This is a genomic window from Halomonas sp. 111, from assembly GCF_052379685.1.
GTDB lineage: Bacteria > Pseudomonadota > Gammaproteobacteria > Pseudomonadales > Halomonadaceae > Vreelandella > Vreelandella citrativorans.
In genome coordinates, this window is record NZ_JBQSYV010000005.1 from 132048 (window position 1) to 152166 (window position 20119).

Below are 20119 nucleotides of genomic sequence, written 5' to 3' on the forward strand. Positions count from 1 at the left end.
GTTACCCTTGCGGCTGCAAAGGTGGAGTCGTTTCGACTAGGTCGTTTTATGCGTCTTGAGAGAACCAACAGTGCGATCTATGTCTATTCCAATGTTTGATATGACAATGTTCGGTATGACGACGGTTGATGTAACCGCAATGTCATATGCGATGGCCGGTATGACGCGGCCTGAAATGCCTGATGATGGGGATGTAGCGACTCAGTCTGCTGAGCCCGCGTTAGCACAACCGCCTCTATACAAAGTCGTGCTGCATAACGACGACTACACGCCTATGGATTTCGTTATTGAAGTGCTGCAAGAGTTTTTCGGTATGGATAGCGAAAAAGCGGTGCAAACAATGCTGGCGGTGCATACCCAAGGAAAAGCGACCTGTGGTGTTTTTACACGAGATATTGCAGAGACCAAATGCCATCAGGTTAATGAGTATGCACGTGAATGCGAACACCCGTTAATGAGTGATATTGAAGCCGCAAATTGAAAGGGTTGATAAAATTTTGTCGGTGAGGCTTGCAACCCTGCCATTTGTACCCGATGTTGAAAGTGCCGGTCGACTAAATTGATCCGACGCAAGTCCTAGGTGGCGAAATGCCCTAGGTAGTAGCGAAAAGGGGACTGCCATGCTGAGCAAAGAACTTGAACTGACCCTGAACACGGCTTTTACCGTGGCCCGCTCAAAGCGCCACGAGTTCATGACCGTTGAGCACCTACTGTTAGCGTTGCTGGATAATGCCTCAGCAGTTGATGTCTTAAAAGCGTGTGGGGCAAACCTCGACAAGCTGCGGTCCGATCTGCAGGATTTTATTAATTCAACCACACCACTTATTCCCGAAGGCCATGGGGACCGTGAAACGCAGCCAACGCTTGGTTTTCAGCGTGTGCTACAGCGGGCGGTTTTCCATGTTCAGTCGTCAGGCAAAAGCGAAGTTACCGGCGCCAATGTATTGGTGGCCATTTTTTCTGAGCAGGAAAGCCAAGCGGTCTATTTCCTCAAGCAGCAAAGCGTTGCCCGTGTCGATGCGGTTAACTACATCGCCCACGGCATTTCCAAAGTAGCAGGCCATGGCCAGGCGCCGTCATCATCGCAAGAGGGTGAGGAGGTCGAAGAGGGCGCAAGTGAAGGTGGGGCGCATCCGTTGACTGGATATGCCACTAACCTGAACGAGCAGGCTCGCCTGGGCAAAATTGACCCGTTGATTGGCCGTGACCACGAGCTTGAGCGCGTTGTGCAGATTCTGGCGCGTCGGCGTAAAAACAACCCGCTGCTAGTGGGCGAGGCAGGCGTAGGTAAGACCGCTGTGGCCGAAGGCCTTGCCAAGCGTATCGTTGAAGAAGACGTTCCGGACGTTATTGCAGACGCCGTAGTTTATTCGCTGGATATGGGCGCGCTGCTTGCCGGAACCAAATACCGCGGCGATTTTGAAAAACGTCTAAAAAGCCTGCTGAGCGAGCTGCGCAAGCAGCCCAATGCTGTACTGTTTATTGATGAGATTCATACGATTATCGGTGCGGGTGCCGCGTCCGGTGGCGTAATGGACGCCTCTAACCTGCTTAAGCCGCTGCTCTCCTCAGGTGAGCTGCGCTGTATTGGCTCCACGACGTTCCAGGAGTTTCGCGGTATTTTTGAAAAAGATCGTGCATTGGCGCGTCGCTTCCAGAAAGTCGACGTACTCGCGCCCTCGGTTGACGATACGATCAAGATTCTTAAAGGGTTGCGCTCTCGCTTTGAAGAGCACCACGAGCTTAAGTACACCGATGGTGCGCTGGAAAGTGCAGCACGTTTAGCCGATCGTTACATCAATGATCGTCATTTGCCGGATAAGGCCATTGACGTCATTGACGAGGCGGGCGCTCACCAGCGGCTACTGCCACCTGAAGTGCGCAAAAACACCATTGATGTAGAGCAGGTGGAAGCCATTGTGGCCTCTATCGCGCGCATTCCGCCGAAGAGCGTTTCCAGCTCGGACCGCAAGCTGCTTGAGAAGCTCGATCGTGACCTGAAAATGCTGGTGTTCGGGCAGGACGAAGCCATTGATACGCTCTCTGCCGCTATCAAGCTCTCGCGCGCAGGGCTTAAATCGCCCGATAAGCCGGTAGGTAGCTTCCTGTTTGCCGGGCCGACGGGTGTAGGTAAAACCGAAGTGGCCAAGCAGCTTGCCCATATCATGGGTATCGAGCTTGTGCGCTTTGATATGTCGGAATACATGGAGCGTCACACCGTATCGCGCTTGATCGGTGCGCCTCCCGGCTATGTCGGGTATGACCAGGGCGGGCTGTTAACCGAGGCAGTGACCAAGCAGCCACACTGCGTACTGTTGTTGGATGAGATTGAGAAAGCGCACCCGGAAGTCTTTAACCTGCTGCTGCAGGTCATGGACCATGGTCGCCTGACGGATAACAACGGACGTGAAGCTGACTTCCGCCATGTTATTGTCATCATGACCTCTAACGCAGGTGCCGAGCAGGCCTCGCGTCGCTCTATCGGTTTCCAAAGCCAGGATCACTCAACTGATGCGATGGAAGTTATCCGCCGTACGTTCTCGCCGGAGTTCCGTAACCGCTTGGACGGTATCATTCAGTTCCATTCATTACCGACGTCTGTTGTGCGTAACGTGGTCGACAAGTTCTTGATTGAACTGCAGGCGCAGCTGGACGAGAAACGTGTACAGCTTGAGGTTGATGATGCGGCCCGGGACTGGTTAGCCGAGAAAGGTTACGATCCGGATATGGGTGCTCGCCCCATGGCGCGCTTGATTCAAGAGAAGCTGAAAAAGCCGCTTGCTGAAATGATTCTGTTTGGCGAGTTGGCCGATAATGGCGGTATTGTGCATGTCAGTCTGGAGGAGGGGGAGCTGCATCTCTCCACCGAGACTGAGATGGCGGATGCGCCCTGAAAAGGGCGCTAAGATCGCCTTAATGCGTAGCGCCTAATCATACCGTATGCACAGCGCCCTGTCTTCGACGGGGCGTTGTCGTATACAGGTAACGGCGCCGTACTGCGTGCTGGCTGAAAAGGCGTTATAAAGGCTTAGCGCGAACGGTAGACAATGCGGCCTTTGGAAAGATCGTACGGCGTTAGTTCCACTTTCACTTTATCGCCCGTCAGAATGCGGATATAGTTTTTACGCATTTTGCCGGAGATATGAGCGGTTACAACGTGACCGTTCTCAAGCTCAACACGGAACATGGTGTTGGGAAGGGTATCAACGATAACACCTTCCATTTCAATATGATCTTCGCGTGCCATATAGGCAGATCCTCACTTATTTAACGTAGTTTTTAACGTAGTTAGCAAACCAAAACCGTTTCAGGTTTTAAGGGTCAGAAGGCTGACACTTAAGAAACAGCGCTATATTGTGCCGTAAGCCCGTCGTCAAGGCAAAAAAGCTGGCTTAATTTGCTGGCTTTAGCGAATTAAGGGCCGCCAGTAACGCCCATCCAGTACTTCAATGGGAGAAAAATCCTGCTTGTAGCGCATTTTACGACACTCTTCGATCCAGTACCCTAAATACAGGTGGGATAGGCCTTTTTCACGCGTCAGCGCAATGAGCTGAAGGATAGCAAGGGTGCCTAAAGAGCGCCTGTCTAGTGCATCGCCAACACCAAAAAACGTGTAAATGGCCGAAAGACCATGCTCTAGCTGATCAAATGCCGATACGGCCACCAGCTCCGAGCCTGCATACATCTCCAGCAGGTAGGCATACGGCTCCTCCAGAGTTAAAAACGTGCGGTACTGTTCACGATTGGGTGGGTACATGTCACCATCGGCATGGCGATGGCGAATATAGTGTGCATAGAGCTCATAGTGTCGCGCCTCATAGCGTGCAGGAACGACGCGGGTGGTGATATCTGCGTTCCGTCGCCACACCTTGCGCTGGGAGCGGTTGGGCGCAAAGGGCTCAACAGGAATACGCACGGACTGGCAGGCATTACAGTTTTCACAGTGGGGCCGGTAGAGATGCCGACCACTGCGCCGAAACCCGAGTAGCGCCAGCGAGTCATATACGCCCCGAACGGGAGACTCTTGCGGGTCAAGAAAAAGCGTTGTCGCTTCTTTGCCGGGTAAATAGCTGCAGGCATGAGGCACGGTAAGGAAGAAGCGTAGGTCCCGCACCGGCCGACGCGGAGTATTACTACTCAAAGCTTGCCTCCTTGATAAATTAACCCAACCCAGCCAGCATCACGGGGTGTTATAGCGCGATACCGCTTCTAGCCAGGGGGATGCAGGCACTGACAATGCCTCATGTGATGACACATTAAACGCCGCTTCGGGCAACCACTGTTCAAGGTAGTTGATGAACGTCTCTCGGGCGACTGTTGTCGCACCCATGCTTGCAAGGTGCGGTGTGTGCATTTGGCAATCAATCAACTTGCCACCATGTGCCTGCATAGCGCCCGCCAAGTGAGCAAGGGCTACTTTAGAGGCATCGGCGATGTTCGAAAACATCGATTCGCCGAAAAATACCGGTCCCATCGCTAAACCATAAAGGCCACCTACCAATTGGCCGGCGTGATGGACCTCGATACTGTGTGCAATCCCTAGACGGTGAAGCGCTACGTAGGCATTGTACATATCAACGGTGATCCAGGTGCCTGCGTCTTCATCGCGTGGCGCAGCACAGGCATTAATGACCTGTTCAAACTGTTGATTAACGGTGATGTTAAAGCCCCCATTGCGCAGTCGTTTTGCTAAGCTACGCCGCAGCTTGAACTGCTCAGGGCGTAGTACCATGCGCGGATCGGGACTCCACCATAAAATGGGGTCGTCATCGCTGTACCATGGGAAAATACCGCGCCGGTACGCTTCCACCAGCCAGCGCGGAGAAAGCTCGCCACCTGCTGCCAGCAGCCCATTGGGCGAGTCCATGGCAATGCGGGTAGGCGGAAAGGTTGGGTATGGCGAAGAAAGCCAAGGTAGCATTACTTGCTCCTGTTACTGAGCACTTGATGAGAAGCTCTGTGACGGCGCAAGGATGCTCGGTATGATGCAAACTCGCAAGTGGATTAAAGACACCATTGAGGTGTAAAGGGAGAATCGCTTGAAAGTGAATAAGGCGGTAGACAAGCGAACGCAGCGTAATTCGCGTCAAGCACCATCTTCGGCCTCTTCTGCGCGGGTTAAAGCCGCGAAAGATAAAGCTCGCCGGTTCGGTCTGCGCTTGCAAGGCTCGGTGCGTGAAGGCGTAGTAGTGGTACTGCTGGCGCTGTGCGTTTTTTTATTATTAGCACTGTTTAGTTATCATCCGGAAGATCCTGGTTGGTCTTACCAGGGGCCTGAAACGGACGTTCGCAATTGGATGGGGCCGGTCGGCGCTTGGCTTGCGGATGTGCTGTATTCGTTGCTGGGGGCTAGTGCTTTGTGGTGGCCGGGTATGTTTGGCTTTACCGCATGGTGGCTAATGCGCTCGCGTCAGGTGCGTTTTGAGTTCGACCCCGTGGCGGTTGCCGTGCATGCTGGCGGTCTGGTGCTGCTGATGTTTGGCACGACCATGCTGGGAGCGCTGCACTTTTATCACCCTAACAGCATTTTACCCTATGCCTCTGGCGGTATTTTGGGGGAAGGGTTGGTCAATACCCTCAAACCACTGGTCGGCAGCGGTGGTGTGGGACTAATCGCTGCGGCCTTGATACTGATTGGCTTTCCGCTGTTTAGCGGTACGTCCTGGCTGCGGGTGGCGGATGAAGTAGGTCGCCGCTTATGCCGTGTTGGTGGCTGGTTGAGTGCCCGCCGGGAAAAAAGTCGTGAGAAACGCCGCGAGCGGGCTGCGCTGCGTGCCTCTTTAAAGCCTGCGCCAAAAGCGGAAGAGCCTCCACGAGCACCTAAAGCCAAAACCAGCCGCGATACCCATCGTGAACGTCGCGAGCCCGAGTTCTCGGCACCGCTTGCCGCGCAAGAAACGCCTGCGGCGACCACAAACGATACGTCGATTCCTTGGGCAGCGAGCGCTTTTTCAGCGGCAGCGACGGCTGCCGAAACACAGACCAAGCCTGCGGTGGTAACGGCCACTGAGCCTGACGCTGTACCGCAGCCAGAAGCAGCATCAGAACCAGAACCCGCGCAAGCGCCAACGCCTGAGGCGGTGAGCCCAAAAACAGCGGAGAGTGATGAACCAGTATCGATCAACGCTGATCGCACTTCTGAGCTGTCCAAAGCGCTTGAACCTGAGATTATCCCTGAACCAGCGCCTCACAACGACGCTGCTCCAGCCGTTGAATCATCAACGCCTGAATCGCCGATGTCGTTACGCGCTTCTCGTGAAGACGATACTGCGGTGCCCGCTGCCTCACGCTTCTTTCGCCAAGAAGAGGAGGCCGACGAAGCGCGAGACGATGAACAGGGCAGCGAGCAAGATGATGAGCGGGACAGTGAACAGGGCATGAAAACACAGAGCTTGAGAACAGGGGGCTTGAAAAAGGAAGAGTGGCAGTACGATGGCTGGAATGAGAAAGAGCAGGCGGTTCAGGAAGACACGCCTCTGCGCCCTGAGTCTAGGCCAAGCGAGCCCAGGCTAAGCGAACCCAGGCTAAGCGCGTTTGATCAGCCTGAGGTGGCGCCTCAAAGTGAGCCTTCACTTACCGCTACGCCTTCATATACTGAGCCCCGCCGTGAGAGGGTGCCTGAAGTCGTTCCTGAGCCGGTATGGGAAGAGGATGAAGATGAACCCTTACTTAGCCCTACGCCTTTGCCCGCCAACACTGCACGCCATGAGCCGACCTTCTCTGCGGATAATGTGGTCAATGAAGCCGACAGTGGGCCGACGCTCTGGACAGTTGAGCACCTGCAAAATCAGCGGCCTGCTTTTGAGACGTTGCCAGAACCGGAAGGCGATGTGCCCAGCCTTCAACTGCTAACGCCCGCTGAGCCGCATCAGCCGAACTACACAGACGAACAGCTGGCCAATATGGCAGAGCTGCTGGAAGTGCGGCTGCGCGAATATGGCGTAAAAGCAGAAGTGGTCGATACATGGCCTGGCCCCGTCATCACGCGATTTGAAATCAAGCCGGCGGCAGGGGTTAAAGCGTCCAAGATCAGTAATCTTTCCAAAGACCTGGCCCGCTCGCTAATGGTAAAAAGCGTGCGCGTGGTTGAGGTGATTCCAGGGCGGCCTACCGTTGGGATCGAAATTCCCAACCCGCATCGGGCAATGATTCGTCTGCGTGAAGTCATCGACTCCGAGCGCTATCAGCAGGAAACCTCACCGCTGACCATGGCGCTTGGCCAGGATATCGGTGGTGGGCCTGTGATTGCCAACCTCGGCAAGATGCCCCATCTGTTGGTGGCGGGCACCACCGGTTCAGGTAAATCAGTAGGTGTTAACGCAATGCTGATTTCGATGCTGCTGAAAGCCACGCCAGATGAGCTTAAGCTCATCATGGTGGACCCTAAGATGCTGGAGCTTTCGGTCTACGACGGTATTCCGCATCTGCTGGCACCGGTCGTGACCGATATGAAAGAGGCCGCCAATAGCCTGCGTTGGTGTGTCGCTGAAATGGAGCGCCGCTATAAGCTGATGGCCGCCATGGGCGTGCGTAATATTGCCGGCTTTAACGGCCGATTGGATGAAGCCGAGCGGGCAGGTGCTCAGGTAGCTGACCCGCTTTGGGAGCCGCAACCCTGGGAAATGCACCAAACGCCCCCAGTGCTTGAGAAGCTGCCCTATATCGTGGTGGTCATCGACGAATTTGCCGACATGTTTATGATCGTCGGCAAAAAGGTGGAAGAGCTGATTGCGCGCCTGGCGCAAAAAGCGCGGGCAGCCGGTATTCACCTGATCCTGGCCACCCAGCGCCCCTCGGTGGACGTGGTAACGGGCTTGATTAAGGCGAATATTCCTTCGCGCATGGCATTTCAGGTCTCTTCACGGATCGATTCTCGTACGATTTTGGACCAGGGCGGCGCTGAAAGCCTGTTGGGTCATGGCGACATGCTGTATTTGCCTGCGGGCTCCGGTCCGCCTAATCGAGTGCATGGCGCGTTTGTTGATGATGATGAAGTGCACCGTGTGGTTGAGGATTGGAAGCGCCGCGGCACCCCTGAATACATTGAGGAAATTTTGTCGGGCGGCGTCTCGGCTGATGCGCTAACGGGGCTTGAAGCAGAAGGCAGTGACGGCGACGATGCTGAACAGGACGCACTTTATGATGAAGCGGTTCAGTTTGTGACCGAAACCAAAAAAGCCTCGATTTCTGCGGTACAGCGGCGCTTTAAGATTGGTTACAACCGAGCCGCGCGCTTGGTCGATGCCATGGAGGCGGCACAGATCGTTTCTGCCATGGGCAGTAACGGCGCCCGCGAAGTATTAGCGCCACCGCCGGTGGGGCATTAATGCCGCAATTAGTAATTCTGCATTTAGTAATCGTGCAAGAAGCGTGAAAGTCGCGCCGCGGATGAAACCCCGTGGCGCGTTTCGCGTCTGAAGAATCACATGGACGTTGTTGAAAGTCCTCAGCACTGGTTTATCAGTACTATTTCATCCGTACTATTTCATCTGTACTACTTTATCAGCTTCAATCCGGCAGCGTAGGTCTATTCAACCCGACAACGTATGCCCAGGGAGAACACTATGCGCGACACGCAAACTCTGCTTTCTTCACCCTTGTCATTGGCCGCGGCCGCTCTTGGATTGACGTTTGCTACCCCCGCTGCATGGGCCAATGATGCCGCTGAGCGTTTAACCGAGCGCCTGGAACCCCTGGAAAGCTATCAGGCGACCTTTGAGCAGCAGATTCTTGATGGTAGTGGCCAGCGTTTGCAAAGTGCGCGTGGCGAAATGTGGCTCTCACGCCCAGGTATGTTGCGTTGGGAAGTCGAAGCGCCTTATACGCAGGTCGTCGTGTCCGATGGCAACGATGTTTATCTCTACGATCCGGACCTTGAGCAGGTAACGGTGCAGCCGATGGATGACCGCGTAACGCACACGCCTGCGCTTCTGCTCTCTGGCAGTATTAATGACCTGACGGCAAGTTATGATGTGGTGTATGAGCAGGAGAGTGGTGAAGATGTGTTCACGCTGATCCCAAACTCGGCAGACACGCTGTTTGAAGAGTTGAGCATGGTGTTTGACAATGACACGCTCACTGAGCTTTGGATGATGGACAGCACTGGTCAAAAAACGCTTATTCGGTTTAGCGATATCACCCAGAACGGGTCGATTGACCGTGGCCTGTTTAACTTCGAAATTCCGGAAGGCACCGACGTTATTCGTGAAGAGCTCTAAAACGTCGGCGGTTTACCCGTGAATGATCAGGCGCCTTAGGGCGCCTGATCTGCTTCCTGGTCACGACTTTCCCGCCATGCCATTATCTCGCCGAAGCGCTTCTCCTGGCCAAACTGGCTAGGCTCAAAAAAGCGCGCTTTGGGCAAATCCTCTGGCCAGCAGTCGTGAGCGCTACCCGCGGGATAGCCATCAGGCTCGTTATGCGCGTAGCGGTAGCCTTCGCCATGGCCTAGCTGCTCCATAAGCCTGGTGGGCGCATTGCGTAAATAAGTGGGTACCTCTATTTGAGGCTGCTGACGCGCGTACTGTTTTGCAGCGCTCCAGGCGCGGTCAATTCGGTTACTTTTGGGCGCCACGGCCAAATGGATGGCTGCATGGGCAATGGCACGCTGGCCTTCGTAGTCACCCAAACGAAGGTAGGCGTCCCAGGCCGCTATCACCAGCGGAAGCGCACGTGGGTCGGCATTACCAACATCTTCAGACGCAATGGCGCTAAGCCTGCGAACAATATCCAAAGGATCACCACCGCCCTGAATAAAGCGCGCCATATAAAGTAACGCTGCGTCAGGGCGTGAAGAGCGTATGGATTTATGAATCGCCGAGAGCAGGTCGTAATAAGCGTCGCCCTGCTTATCAAATGCGCTTGCCTGATGGCCGACAACGTCTGCTAATACCGACATGTGAAGCACCTCTTGGCCATTCTCTGGCTGGGTAAAGTCACAGGCGGTTTCTAAAAGTCCCAACGCGCGCCGGGCATCGCCCGCACTTGCGTGCGCCAGGGCAGCAAGCACATCGTCCTCCACGACAATCGCACGTTTGCCAAGACCGCGCTGCTCGTCAGCCAGCGCTTGGCGCATGACGGCTATCAGCTCCTCTTGCGAGAGTGCCTTCAAAACGTAAACTCGAGCGCGAGATAGCAGGGCAGAGTTGACCTCGAAGGAGGGGTTCTCCGTGGTGGCGCCAATCAGGGTTAACAGCCCCGACTCTACATGCGGCAATAAGGCATCCTGCTGGCTCTTGTTTAAGCGATGGATCTCATCCAGAAACAGAATCACCGGTGAGGTATGCTGCTGAGCGCGCTCAACCACGGCGCGTATCTCTTTGACGCCTGCCATCACCGCGCTTAAATGCTCTAAGTGTGCGCTGGATGCGCGCGCGAGTAGCTCGGCTAGCGTTGTTTTGCCAACGCCCGGAGGCCCCCACAAAATCATTGAGCGTACCAGGCCTGCTTCGGCCATGCGACGAAGCGGCTTGTCTTGACCCACCAACGCTTGCTGGCCGACGTAGTCATCAAGCGTCTGCGGGCGCATCCGATACGCCAACGGCGCGTCATCGCTGGGTGTTGCACGCTGAGAGTCGAAAAGATCCATGTAAACTTCCGTTGTAAATCGAGACGTTGAGTAATGAGGTAATCATAAGTGCGTATGGCAAATGGCGTATTGCCCGACTACCTTTTGCATAGCTTCCATAAAAACTGATACAAACGATATGCTTGTCAGGGTGGCGCCTTAAGCGCATGGTGACATCTAACCATAATACGTAGCGGTACCTACATGACGATAGCGCTTAGCCATCGCCCATAGGCGTAGTGTAGTAATACCCGCTTATGATTGCGTGCCCAACGCCACTTCAGAGGTAAGGCGGGAGGCATGACACCACAAAGGAGACGGCACGATGTTAAACCAACTGCGTCTAGATCATGCCAACATGGCACGAATGCTTCATGTCTTGCAGCTTAAACAAAAGACCCTGGCTCAGGGTGAGCGACCCAACTTCCAGCTGATGCGTGAAGTCGTGGATTACATTTTGTCTTACATGGAAGGTTTCGCGGCACCGTTAGAGCGTATATGCGTTGATCGTTTGGAAACCCAAGCGCCTGAGCATCTGGAATTAATGGAGAAAATGACCAGCGATTATCTTGAGCTCAAGCCGCGCCTTCAACTTTTGTCAGACAACATCGATACGATTCTGATGGACAACATCCTGCCGATGGATCGTTTTGCCGAAGATTTAAAAGCTTACCTTGAGGCGCATAGGGCGTATCTACGCCAGGAGCGAGAAGGTCTGTTCCCTCTTATTGATCAATATTTTAGTGAGGAAGATATGCAAGAGCTGCTGCACGCGCTGCCAGAAGGCGCTGAGCAGGAGCTTGAGCGCCTGCAACAGGCTTACCCAGAGCTTTACGCTGAACTACGCGGTGCGGACATACCCGCGATCTAATCAGCAGGGCGTTCCTTTGGCTGCCAGCGGGGCGTGTTAAACTAGCGCCCCGTGAATGAGCGGCTGATGGAGAAGCAGGTGTGCTTATCAAAGCAAACGGCAAAGGGGCAGTAATGGCTGGCCCTGTGCTGGTTTTTGACTCCGGCGTGGGTGGGCTTTCGGTCGCCCGGTCATTGCGTCAGTATTATCCTGATACGGCGATGTGTTACGCCTGCGATAACGCGTGGATGCCTTATGGGCTGCGTGATGACGTAACGCTTTCAGCGCGTATCGTGTCGGTTTGCCAGGCCGCCGTTCAGGCCTGCCAGCCAAGCGTGCTGGTCGTTGCCTGCAATACGGCTAGCACACTCGCGCTGGATGGTTTGCGCAACGCCCTGACGATCCCTGTGGTTGGCACGGTACCCGCCATTAAACCCGCCGCTGCCATTAGCCAAACGCGCCATATTGGCCTGCTGGCTACTCGCGCTACTGTGGGTAGGCCCTACACACAAAAGTTGATTGAAAACTTTGCCAGCGACTGCCTCATCACCCGGGTAGCCGCCGATGCGCTGGTGCTGGAAGCCGAGACACTACTTGGCGGCGGCCAGCCTGACCGCCAACGGCTTCAGCAAGCCCTGGCGCCGCTTTGGCAAACGTCGAGCACTCAGCCACCAGTGGATACTGTTGTGCTGGGCTGTACGCATTTCCCCCTGTTAAAACCTTGGCTTGAAGCACTCGCCCCCACATCCGTGAATTGGATTGACTCCGGTGATGCTATCGCTCGGCGCGTCGGCCAGATCGCGCCACCGTTGAAAAAAGGGCAAGATGGCCGATTTTTTACCACTGCTTCTGCCGATGCGCTAAGCCCAGGTTTTGCGCAGTTTGGATTTTCTGTTCCTGGCCGGTTGGTGTTAAGCGCTTAGGGCGCGTATTTTCAGCCTGAGCCGACACGACTGTTATTAGCATCGATATTAATACCGTTTATGAAAAAAGAGGCGCCGACTTGGCTATCCCCGTGATACAACCCGAACGTTATGACGAGCAGCTTGCCGAGAAGCGTGCTTACCTGGAAAGCACTTTTGCGGTGTTTAATCCGCCCGCACTTGAGGTCTTTGCCTCACCGCCCAGTCACTATCGCCAGCGCTGTGAGTTTCGTATCTGGCATGAAGGCGATGATCTTTACTACGCCATGTTTGAGGTCGACCCAGCCGACCCTAAAAACAAGCAGGTCGTGCGGCTTGATCAGTTTGACGTTGCAAGCGAGTCCATCAATGCGCTAATGCCGCGTTTGCGCGAGGCGTTTCTGGCCAGTGACGAACTGCGGCGGCGCCTATTTCAGGTGGAGTTTCTCACCACGCTGTCAGGCGAGGCGCTGGTCACGCTGATTTACCACCGCCCGCTAGGTGACGCTTGGGAGCAAGAAGCACGCGCCCTGGAAGCCGAGCTTGGCATTATGATCATTGGCCGCTCACGCAAGCAGCGCTTGGTGCTTACCCGTGACCACGTGTGGGAGCGTTTAACGGTTGATGGGCGCTCGCTTGACTATCAGCAGGTCGAAAACAGCTTTACCCAGCCCAATGCGCATATCTGCCAAACGATGCTGAGCTGGGCGCGTGAAGTGACGGCCGGACGTCAGGATGAAGACCTCGTCGAGCTTTACTGTGGCAACGGCAATTTCACCATCGCCCTGGCCGATAATTTTCGGCGCGTACTGGCCACTGAAATTTCGCGCACGTCGGTCGCCAGCGCTAACGTCAACCTTGAAGCCAACAAGATCACCAATGCTCATGTAGCCCGTATGTCAGCCGAAGAGTTTGCGCTGGCGCTTAAAGGCGAAAAAGGCGGGCGGCGCGTGGCTGAAATGGCATTGGACGAATATCGCTTCTCCACGGTGCTGGTTGACCCGCCCCGCGCTGGGCTGGACGCGCAGAGCTGCCAGCAAATCAGTGAATACGACCAGATCGTCTATATTTCATGTAACCCAGCAACACTTGCCGAAAACCTGGCGCTGCTCACTAAAACGCACCAGATAGAACGCTTTGCACTATTTGACCAGTTTCCATTCACCGACCATTGTGAATGTGGCGTATGGCTCATGCGGCGCGAGGATGGTCAAGAGGGCGCATAATGCGAAAGAGGTATACACCATGAAGAACATGCCAGATGGATAGAGTGATGATCCAGGGTGGCGTAAGCTAGTCGTTATATTGGCCTAAAGGCCTATCGTCCCACGTTTTTTCCGGCAGTCGAGGTGATGGATGCAATACGTTGCGAGTGAAGAGAGTCGGCAAGACCTTTTGAAGCAGCTATTTGAGCGCTTGGAAGCGCGGCTGGAACCGGAGCGAGCAACGGCGATAGAGGCGTTTGCACGACGTTTTTACGCGAGCGTGCCGTTAGAGGATCTTGTTGATCGCCGCTTGGACGATCTGTACGGCGCCACATTATCCATTTGGCAGTTTCTACAGCACCACGATGCGAAGCGCCCTAAAGTGCGCGTTTTCAACCCTGACTTTGAAGAGCATGGTTGGCAGTCGACGCATACCTTTGTGGCGGTACTGCATGAAGACATGCCTTTTTTGGTCGACTCGATACGCATTGAGCTGAATCGCCAAGGGCTTACCGTCCATGCGATTCAAAATTCCGTATTTGCTGTGGCCCGCAATGAGCAGAATCAGCTGCAAACGCTGACCTCACCTCGTGATGCCAACGCCCCAGAGGCGCGTGAGTCGCTCATCGTTATCGAGGTTGATCGTCATACGGATCCTGACGCGCTGTCGAATATCGAGAAAAAACTCTATCAAGTACTGCGTGATGTACGTACCGCGGTTGATGACTACGACGCGATTACCCGTCAGATCACCGCTGCGATCCAGGAGCTTGAAAAGAATTGCCCCCCGCAAATCGACCCGGACGACCATGAAGAGGCCATCGCCTTTTTAGAGTGGCTGGTTAAGGATAATTTCACTTTCCTGGGGTATGACGAATACCTGTTGGAAGGCGATGAGCTGCAGCGCGACCCGAATAGCGTGCTCGGGGTCTTCCGCCTGGACGATCCACGCTACGATGAGCGCATTCGTGCCGAAGAGGGCATTGACGAACACGGCAATTATGAACTGGTGCCCCAATTGCTCTCGTTTGCCAAAAGCGCCCACCACTCGCGGGTACACCGCCCGACCTATCCTGACTACATCACCGTTGACCGCTACGACGACGACGGCAATGTGATTGGCGAGCGTCGTTTCTTTGGTTTGTTCACCTCGACGGTGTACAACGAGTCGCCGCGCAATATTCCGCTGCTGCGCCGTAAACTAAAAGCTGTCTCGGATATCGCCGGGTTTAACCCCCAAGGGCATAACGGTAAGCAGCTTCTACAGGTGCTTGAAGTTTATCCCCGCGATGACCTGTTCCAGATCAGTACGGATTCACTAGCGCATACGGCGCTGGGCATTCTTGATATTCGGGAACGCCGCCAGGTACGCCTGTTTATCCGTGCCGATGTTAGCGGCAAGTTCTACTCGTGCCTGGTGTTTGTGCCTCGCGATGTGTTTTCAACCGATTTGCGTCAACGCATTCAAAACCTGTTGTGTGACGAGCTTGACGCGCACTTTGGCGATTTTAATACCTACTTGTCAGAGTCGGTTCTGGCGCGTATTCAACTGATTCTACGCTTTAACGGCGATGCACCCAGCCAGTACGACCTTAAACGCCTGGAAAGCAAGGTTGCCCGCTTGGCACGTAGCTGGCGCGACGAGCTGATGGCCGCGATGATTGAGGGTTTTGGAGAAGAGCGCGCCAATCATCAGATGGAGCAGTTCCAAAGCGCCTTCTCGGCAAGCTATCGCGAAGACTTCAATGCGCGCACCGCAGTATTCGATATACAGCACTTGCTGGCACTGGATAACGGTGAGGCGCTGTCGCTGTCGCTTTATCGGCCGCTGGAAGAGCAGGGCAGTGGCGTAAACCTGAAGCTTTTCCATCGTGGTTCGCCGATCCCGCTGTCTGATGTGTTGCCCATGATGGAGAACCTGGGGCTTCGGGTTATTAGTGAGCGCCCCTACGACATTAGTGCGCCGCAGCAGCATTACTGGATTCACGACTTTGAGCTTGAGCACAGTAATAAAGATGTCAGCCTGGGTGAAATGCGCGAAACCTTCAGTGAAGCGTTTAAACGTATTTGGGCGAGCGAAGCGGATAACGACGCCTTTAACCGGCTGATTATTGCGGCAGGGCTGGACTGGCGCGAAGTCGCCATGCTGCGTGGATACGCACGTTATCTCAAGCAAATCCGCTTTGGCATGTCTCAAAACTACATTGCCGCGACCTTGGCCAACTACCCGGCCATTACTCAGTTACTGGTAGAAATGTTCCGTCTGCGCTTTGATCCTGCGCTGGACTCACACGATACCGACGAGTGCATCACGCGGCTTAATGAGCAGTTGGAAGCCGTTGCCAGCCTAAATGACGACCAATTGTTACGTCGTTTTATGGAGCTTATTCAAGCAACTCTGCGCACCAACTACTACCAGCGTGCTGAAGACGGCCGCTTTAAAGACTACATCGCCTTTAAGCTTGAGCCTTCCAAAGTCACCGGAATGCCCAAGCCACGGCCGATGTTCGAGATTTTTGTCTGCTCTCCACGCGTGGAAGGTGTCCACCTGCGCGGTGGCAAAGTAGCCCGCGGTGGTTTGCGCTGGTCTGACCGCCATGAAGATTTCCGTACCGAAGTGCTGGGGCTGGTAAAAGCGCAGCAGGTCAAAAACGCGGTGATCGTGCCGGTGGGCGCCAAGGGTGGTTTTGTATGTAAGCGCATGCCTGAAAATGCTGACCGTGAAACGAAGCAGAACGAAGGCATTGCTTGCTATAAAACCTTTATCCGTGCGCTGTTAGATGTGACCGATAATCTGGATGGCAGCGACGTTGTTCCGCCTAAAAACGTGGTGCGCCATGACGAAGACGATGTCTATATGGTGGTTGCCGCCGATAAAGGAACGGCAACATTCTCGGATATCGCCAACGAAATCTCTATCGAGTATGGCCACTGGCTAGGGGATGCGTTTGCCTCCGGCGGGGCGAACGGGTATGACCATAAGAAAATGGGCATTACCGCACGTGGTGCCTGGCAGTCGGTTAAACGTCACTTTAAAAACCTCGGCGTAGATACCCAGCGGGATCTATTTAGCGTCGTTGGTATTGGTGATATGGCAGGCGACGTATTTGGTAACGGCATGCTGCTTTCCGACAAGATTCAGCTGGTGGGTGCGTTCAACCATCTGCATATCTTTGTCGATCCCAACCCTGACGCTGATGCGGCCTTTGCCGAGCGTACAAGGCTATTTAACCTGCCGCGCTCCAGCTGGGAGGATTACAGTGCTGAGCTGATTTCGCAGGGCGGAGGTGTCTTTAACCGCAGCGCCAAGTCCATCGCGATTACCCCGGAAATGCAGCAGGTCTTTGGTATTCAGGAAGAGCGCCTATCGCCGAATGAATTGATTCGCGCCATGCTCCAGTCAAAGGTCGACCTGGTCTGGAACGGCGGTATCGGCACCTACGTGAAAAGCTCGGATGAAACCGATGCCGATGTCGGCGATAAAGCTAACGATGCGCTGCGCATTAATGGCGAAGACCTTAACTGCCGCGTAGTGGGCGAAGGCGGCAACCTGGGGATGACTCAACGTGGCCGAATGGAAGCCGCGGCCAAAGGTGTGCGCGTTTACACTGACTTTATTGATAACGCAGGTGGCGTTAACTGCTCTGACCACGAGGTCAATATCAAAATATTGATCGATGATGTGGTGAAGCGCGGCGACATGACCGACAAGCAGCGCAACGACCTGCTAGCAGAAATGACCGATGAAGTTGCTGACCTGGTGATTCTTGATAACTACCGTCAGGCTCAGGCGCTGGACCTCTCCGAGATACTGTCATGCCAAGGCATCGGGCCGTACCGCCGCTTTATCAGCGAGCTGGAGTCTGCCGGGCAGATTGATCGTGAGCTTGAGTTCCTGCCCACCGATGAGACCTTAAAAGAGCGTGCCGCCAATCAGCAGGGCATGCGCTTGCCGGAGCTTTCGGTACTGATTTCCTACGCCAAGAGCACGCTAAAAGACGACCTGATCACCTCCGATGTGCCCGATGATACGTATATCCATCGCCATCTTGAGCGGCTGTTCCCGTCTGTGCTGACAGAGCGCTACCAGACCGAGATGTATGAACACCGCCTGAAGCGTGAAATTGTGGCAACGCAAGTCGCGAATGATCTGGTTGATCACATGGGGGTCGTGTTTGTCCGTCGGCTACGCGACTCTACTGGCGCCGGTCGGGCAGATATTGCACGTAACTATGTCATCGCTCGGGATAGCTTCAACCTGCTGTCACTTTGGGCACAGATTGAAGACCTGGATAACCAGATCCCCAGCGACGTGCAGCACTCCATGATGCTGGACCTGATGCGCCTGATCCGCCGCTCGACACGCTGGTTCCTGCGCCAGCACATGGGACTTTCGACTCAGGATGCCATTGAGTACTTCGCGCCTCGGTTGGCGCAGCTGCAAGAAGAGATGGGCGAACTGTTAAGCGGCGAAGAGCTTGATGCCTGGCGCCAGCGTCGGGATGAGCTGCAGGAAGCGGGCGTGCCGGAAGCGCTGGCCTCTACCGTTGCCGCCGCGCCTAGCCTGTATGCCGGGTTGGGGATCATTCAGGCGGCACGGGTTACCAATGAGAAGCCCCAACGCGTCGCCGAAGTGTTTTACGAAATTGGCAGCCGTTTGGAACTTCCCTGGATGAGCCAGCAGGTAACGCAGCTGGGAGTACGTGATGCATGGCAGGTGCAGGCCCGGGAAACGTTCCGGGATGATATCGACCGCCAGCAGTTGGCCTTAACCACCAGCGTACTGAAGTTGGAAGCCGGTAGCCGCGATACTCAGGAGCGTGTGGACCAGTGGCTTGAGCAGCATGCTGACCTGCACCGCCGCTGGTGCCGTTTGATTGATGAGGTGCGTAGCGGTAGTGAAGGTGGGTTTGCGCTGTTTGCCGTCGCCGTACGCGAACTGGTGGACCTTGCAGAAAGCGATAGCGAAGCATAACCGCCTAAGCGTGCGCTGGCACAACGCATACTTGCTGTAAGAAGTAACCGTGCCTGAGGTAACTCAGGCACGGTTTTTTTTGTGCGTAGCTTCTGGTTAAGCGCGAGCGCGGTGCGCTAAAAGGGCAGGATGCGCTATACTCTGCGCCGCCCATTCTCCCGGAGAGACTCTGTCGATGTATTCACTCGCGCGTTCGCTGTTCTTTCGTATTGACCCCGAAACCTCACACGGGTTGGCGCTGGGGGCGTTAGACGCATTACAACGCGTGGGCGGTATACGCCCTTGGGTGGGCAAGCCAATCGAGGATCCTGTTGAGCTGATGGGGTTGCGCTTTGCCAACCGCGTGGGGCTTGCTGCGGGGCTTGATAAAAATGCCGATCACCTGGATGCGCTCGGCGCGCTGGGCTTCGGCTTTGTTGAAGTGGGCACGGTGACGCCCAAGGCACAGCCGGGTAACGCCAAGCCGCGCTTGTTCCGTTTGGCGAGCCATGACGCCATCATTAACCGTTTTGGGTTTAATAACAAAGGGGTCGAACACTTAATTGAGCAGGTGAAAAAGCGCCGCTATCAAGGCGTGGTGGGCATTAATATTGGCAAAAATCTGACCACCTCGGTTGAAAATGCCCTGGAGGACTATGTAGCCTGCCTGAATGCCGTTCACCCGGTCGCTGATTATATTACTGTGAATATTTCTTCACCCAATACGCCGGGGCTGCGTACGCTGCAGTTTGGTGAGCAGTTGGATGCGTTATTAGGGCCAATTCGTGAGCGTAGCCGGTTGCTGGATGCTGAAGCAAACCGCAAGGTACCGCTACTTATTAAAATCGCCCCGGACATGAGCGAAGAGGAAGTCGCGCTCGTGGCCGGTAGTATTGCTCGCAATGAACTGGACGGCGTCATCGCGACTAACACGACCGTTTCCCGTGAAGCGATCAAGAGTGACCCTCAGGCAGAAGAGGCGGGAGGGCTTTCGGGAAAACCCGTTTTTGAACCCTCTAACGTGATTATTCGTCTGCTGCGTCAGCATCTGCCAACGCTACCGATTATTGGCGTAGGCGGGATTGATAGCGGTGAAACCGCAAAAGCCAAAATTGCGGCGGGTGCTGATTTGGTTCAGCTCTATTCAGGCCTAATTTACCAAGGCCCAGCGCTTGTGAACGAATGTGCCAGCGCGCTAAAAACGCAGTAATTCGCGTGGCTTTGAGGCTAAAAAGCCCGCTTTTAAGCGGGCTCCATGTTCCAAAATGTAGATTAAGGAAGTTATAACCGGTTAGGTCATGACCATGGGATTCTTGTGGATACCGGAAACGCCGGTCATACCGTCCCATTGGTCTCCGCGACCTTCACGCCAACCGCTCATCCAGTACTCGCGTAAATTAACATCTTGACTGGGACATTCATCACGGGAGCGGCCGATAACACCTGCTTTGTACCCGTGAACATAAGCCCGCTGGAAGCGGTCACGTTTTTGTCGTTTCATTGGCTAACCTCTTTTCATGAAAGCCTTTAATAAGAAATAGTGCACTATGCCTTAGTGGCGTCAGGCTCCTATTCCGAGAGCTAACCTCAAGAGCAGGCAGCCAGCATGGTACTTTTGTCTAGCACTCACGTGCTGAACCG

Annotated in this window: 14 protein-coding genes; 9 read left to right on the forward strand and 5 right to left on the reverse strand. The window is 54.7% G+C overall.

Going from position 1 to position 20119, the window contains the following annotated elements; translation table 11 throughout:
- Positions 1 to 175: 175 nt before the first annotated feature.
- Both clpS and clpA read left to right on the forward strand, forming a co-directional pair.
- A complete protein-coding gene (clpS, locus tag ACT3T7_RS05670) occupies positions 176 to 481 on the forward strand; it encodes an ATP-dependent Clp protease adapter ClpS (RefSeq protein WP_444630341.1) in 306 nt (101 codons plus the stop codon).
- A 139-nt stretch (positions 482 to 620) separates the two neighbouring features.
- Entirely contained in the window at positions 621 to 2894 is a 2274-nt protein-coding gene (gene clpA / locus ACT3T7_RS05675; protein WP_444630320.1) for an ATP-dependent Clp protease ATP-binding subunit ClpA, read from the forward strand.
- A gap of 134 nt (positions 2895 to 3028) precedes the next feature.
- Here the strand turns inward: clpA and infA are convergent, their stop codons facing one another.
- From infA to aat, 3 genes are all read right to left on the reverse strand, one after another.
- Positions 3029 to 3247, reverse strand: a complete 219-nt coding sequence (infA, locus tag ACT3T7_RS05680) for a translation initiation factor IF-1 (RefSeq protein WP_007111068.1) — start codon at positions 3245 to 3247, stop codon at positions 3029 to 3031.
- A 159-nt stretch (positions 3248 to 3406) separates the two neighbouring features.
- Entirely contained in the window at positions 3407 to 4141 is a 735-nt protein-coding gene (locus ACT3T7_RS05685) for an arginyltransferase (RefSeq protein WP_192527797.1), read from the reverse strand.
- Between the two features lie 39 nt (positions 4142 to 4180).
- On the reverse strand, positions 4181 to 4921 hold the full coding sequence (gene aat / locus ACT3T7_RS05690) for a leucyl/phenylalanyl-tRNA--protein transferase (protein WP_444630321.1): 741 nt from the start codon (positions 4919 to 4921) through the stop codon (positions 4181 to 4183).
- A gap of 118 nt (positions 4922 to 5039) precedes the next feature.
- On the opposite strand from aat, the gene ACT3T7_RS05695 reads away from it, so the two are divergent.
- Together ACT3T7_RS05695 and lolA are read left to right on the forward strand one after the other, a co-directional pair.
- The gene (locus ACT3T7_RS05695) at positions 5040 to 8327 is read left to right on the forward strand and encodes a DNA translocase FtsK 4TM domain-containing protein (RefSeq protein WP_444630322.1); all 3288 of its coding nucleotides are present in this window, start codon (positions 5040 to 5042) and stop codon (positions 8325 to 8327) included.
- Positions 8328 to 8564: 237 nt separating this feature from the next.
- Positions 8565 to 9218: an outer membrane lipoprotein chaperone LolA gene (gene lolA, locus ACT3T7_RS05700; RefSeq protein WP_172117176.1), complete on the forward strand. Its 654-nt coding sequence runs from the start codon at positions 8565 to 8567 to the stop codon at positions 9216 to 9218.
- A 35-nt stretch (positions 9219 to 9253) separates the two neighbouring features.
- Here the strand turns inward: lolA and ACT3T7_RS05705 are convergent, their stop codons facing one another.
- Positions 9254 to 10588 (reverse strand): replication-associated recombination protein A, encoded by a 1335-nt coding sequence (locus tag ACT3T7_RS05705; RefSeq protein ID WP_444630323.1) that lies wholly within the window; start codon positions 10586 to 10588, stop codon positions 9254 to 9256.
- A gap of 304 nt (positions 10589 to 10892) precedes the next feature.
- Here ACT3T7_RS05705 and ACT3T7_RS05710 point away from each other — a divergent pair, with 304 nt between their 5' ends.
- The 5 genes from ACT3T7_RS05710 to ACT3T7_RS05730 all read left to right on the forward strand — a co-directional run bounded on the left by ACT3T7_RS05710 (position 10893) and on the right by ACT3T7_RS05730 (position 19688).
- The gene (locus tag ACT3T7_RS05710; protein ID WP_193054843.1) at positions 10893 to 11438 is read left to right on the forward strand and encodes a hemerythrin domain-containing protein; all 546 of its coding nucleotides are present in this window, start codon (positions 10893 to 10895) and stop codon (positions 11436 to 11438) included.
- Positions 11439 to 11551: 113 nt separating this feature from the next.
- The gene (murI, locus tag ACT3T7_RS05715; protein ID WP_444630342.1) at positions 11552 to 12340 is read left to right on the forward strand and encodes a glutamate racemase; all 789 of its coding nucleotides are present in this window, start codon (positions 11552 to 11554) and stop codon (positions 12338 to 12340) included.
- 80 nt (positions 12341 to 12420) lie between these two features.
- Positions 12421 to 13545 carry a tRNA (uridine(54)-C5)-methyltransferase TrmA gene (gene trmA, locus ACT3T7_RS05720; RefSeq protein WP_444630324.1) on the forward strand — a complete coding sequence of 375 codons (1125 nt, stop codon included), beginning with the start codon at positions 12421 to 12423 and terminating at the stop codon, positions 13543 to 13545.
- Between the two features lie 130 nt (positions 13546 to 13675).
- Positions 13676 to 18499: an NAD-glutamate dehydrogenase gene (locus ACT3T7_RS05725; protein ID WP_444630325.1), complete on the forward strand. Its 4824-nt coding sequence runs from the start codon at positions 13676 to 13678 to the stop codon at positions 18497 to 18499.
- Between the two features lie 175 nt (positions 18500 to 18674).
- Positions 18675 to 19688: a quinone-dependent dihydroorotate dehydrogenase gene (locus ACT3T7_RS05730; RefSeq protein ID WP_444630326.1), complete on the forward strand. Its 1014-nt coding sequence runs from the start codon at positions 18675 to 18677 to the stop codon at positions 19686 to 19688.
- 81 nt (positions 19689 to 19769) lie between these two features.
- Here ACT3T7_RS05730 and rmf read toward each other — a convergent pair whose 3' ends face one another.
- Entirely contained in the window at positions 19770 to 19979 is a 210-nt protein-coding gene (rmf, locus tag ACT3T7_RS05735) for a ribosome modulation factor (RefSeq protein ID WP_087106179.1), read from the reverse strand.
- Positions 19980 to 20119 lie beyond the last annotated feature (140 nt).